At 66.0% G+C, this 2,568-nt stretch carries 3 protein-coding genes; all 3 read left to right on the top strand.

All coding sequences use genetic code 11. From position 1 onward, the window contains the following. On the top strand, window positions 1-789 hold a 789-nt coding region (locus AC08ON_RS18070), incomplete at its 5' end, for a hypothetical protein (RefSeq protein WP_476617431.1). 4 nt (window positions 790-793) lie between these two features. Next, window positions 794-1,492 (top strand): SDR family NAD(P)-dependent oxidoreductase, encoded by a 699-nt coding sequence (locus AC08ON_RS18065; RefSeq protein WP_476610361.1) that lies wholly within the window; start codon window positions 794-796, stop codon window positions 1,490-1,492. Next, window positions 1,493-2,568: AMP-binding protein (locus AC08ON_RS18060; RefSeq protein ID WP_476617430.1), on the top strand; the 1,076-nt coding region annotated here is incomplete at its 3' end.

The raw sequence follows: 2,568 nt of genomic DNA, 5'->3' as shown, positions 1-2,568 counted from the left end.
AACGGGCCGTCACACCACGCGACCTTCGCGCAGCCCTGGGGCTACTACGGCTACGTCATGGAGGACGGCGAAGAGGTCGTCGGCTTCCTCGGTCTGCTGTTCACCGAGCGGGAGATCAAGGGAGAGCGGCACAAGTTCTGCGAGGTGCACAGCTGGTACGTGCAGGAGCAGTACCGCAACGAGAGCCTGCGGCTGTTCCTGCCCGCGCTGTCGGTGCGCAAGGCCACCCTGGTGAACTACACGCCGACCCGGACCGTCTACGACATCAGCAAGAAGTTCGGCTGGGCCGACCTGGAGACGCGGCTGCTGATGATCCTGCCGATCCCCACCCCGCGCAGCCTGCGCTCGGGGTTCCGGATCGAGAGTGAGAAGCACGCGATAGTCCAGTACCTGGACCCCGGCGACCGGCAGATCTTCTTCGATCACGAGACGGTCGAGTGCCGGCACTACCTGATCCGCCCGAAGGGTCGCACCGACTACTGCTACGTGATCATCAAGAAGATGTGGCTACGCCGGTTCGTCCCGTTCGGCAGAATCATCTACGTCAGCGAAAACAGAATCTTCTTCGACGCCATCCACCGGCTCAAGCTGTACTGGTGCCTGCGGCTCGGCGTCGAGTTCATCGTGACCGACGGGGAACTCGTGGAGCCCGGTCAGAAGAAGCCCGTGCTGAGCCGGTCGATGCCCCGCGAGGTGCCATCCCTCTACAAGTCGAAGACACTGGACGCGGCGGACATCAAACCACCTCTCTACACCCTGCCGCTGCTGCTCGGCTACCGGCTGCACTGAACAGATGCTCATCCTGATCACGGGCACCAGAGTCGGTGTCGGGCATGCCTTGGCGACGCATTTCCTGGAGCGCGGGCACACGGTGGTCGGCTGTAGCCGAAAAGCGGCCAGTATCGAGCACCCCCGTTACCAGCACTTCGAGGTGGACCTCACCGACGCGAAGGCCATCCGGTCCATGTGCCGGCGGATACGCGGGGAACACGGTTACCTGGACGCGCTGGTCAACAACGCTGGCACGGCAAACATGAACCACTTCATGATGACGCCCGAGGGGGTCACCCGAAGCCTCTTCGACATCAACTTCTTCGCGGTGCTGGACTGCTGCCGGGAGGCGACCAAGCTGCTGCGCCGCAGCGCCGAGCCGGCGCCGGCGATCCTCAACATCTCGACGGTCGCCGTGCCGTGGGCACTGGCCGGGCAGCTGGTCTACTCCGCCAGCAAGAGCGCGGTCGACCAGCTCACCAGAGTCATGAGCAAGGAGCTGGCCGAGTTCAACATCAGGGTGAACGGGATCGGTCTTCCACCGGTCCGCACGGTCCTCACCCGGACCGTCGCGGCGGAGAAGATCGACAGTCTGGTCGGGCGGCAGGCCATCAAACGTATGTGCACCATGGCGGACATCGTCGGCCCCGTCGAGTTCCTGCTCTCGCCGGCGGCCGGTTTCGTCACCGGCGAGACCATCTTTCTGGGCGGGGTGACCTGAATGCGAGACGAACTCGTCGGCAGGTTCGCGGAGCTGGCGGACCGGCCGGCCCTCGTCAACCGGGAGGTTCCGTATACCTACGGCGAGCTGGCGGCCGAGATCGAGCGGCTGGGCGACGCCCTGCGGCCGCACCAGGTGCGGCCGCACGAGGTGGTCGTGCTGAACGCGGACTTCTCCTTCCGCTCGGTCGCTGCGCTGTTCGCGCTGTTCGTCAATCGGAACGTCATCGTCCCGGTGGTCACCGTCACCGAGGGCACGCTGTCGACGATCACACAGTCGTGCGCACCCGTACACCTCGTCCGGGTCGACGCAGCGGCCGAAGGATCCACGGTCGTGATCGATCCGGTGCCGGCGGTCCAGGCGGTGGCACCGGCCGGCGGTGCCCACGAGCGACTCGCCGCGGCTGGTGCCGCCGGGCTGGTGCTGCTCAGCAGCGGCAGCACCGGCACCCCGAAGGCGATCTTGCACAACCTAGACGCGATCATGGCAGACAAGCTCGGGAAACGGGCGCGCACCGGCGGTCGGCCCGCCAACATCCTCATGTTCCTGCTGTTCGACCACATCGGCGGCATCAACTCGCTACTCGGCGCGCTGCGCGCGGGCAACACCGCGATCGTGCCGCGGCAGCGGACGCCGGAGGAGATCTGCGCGCTGATCGAGCGATACCGGATCCGGCTGCTGCCCACCAGCCCGACCTTCCTGAACCTGATCCTCATCGGCGGCTACCACCAGCGGCACGACCTCAGCAGCCTGCGGCTGATCACCTACGGCACCGAGCCGATGCCGGAGGAGCTGCTGCGGCGGGTCAACGAGGCGTTCCCGAACGTGCGGCTGCTGCAGACCTTCGGAACCAGCGAGACAGGCATCTCGACGACCACCAGCGAGTCGTCGAGCAGCACCTGGTTTCGGATCGACGACCCGAACGTCCGGCACCGGGTCGTCGACGGCGAGCTACAGCTGAAGACGACGACGCAGTTCCTCGGCTACCTGAACTATCCCAGCGACTCGCTCACCGCGGACGGCTGGTTTCGGACCGGGGACCTGGTGGAGGAGAGGGCGGACGGCTTCATCCAGGT

The organism is Frankia sp. CoWAU3 (assembly GCF_977971855.1).
Note: the sequence above shows the minus strand (reverse complement) of the source record. Positions and strands in the feature narration are given on the sequence as shown.

Bases quoted from the DNA above. Each gene is read 5' to 3' on its own strand.
- AC08ON_RS18065 (WP_476610361.1), top strand. From the start codon at position 794: ATGCTCATCCTGATCACGGGCACCAGAGTCGGTGTCGGGCATGCCTTG.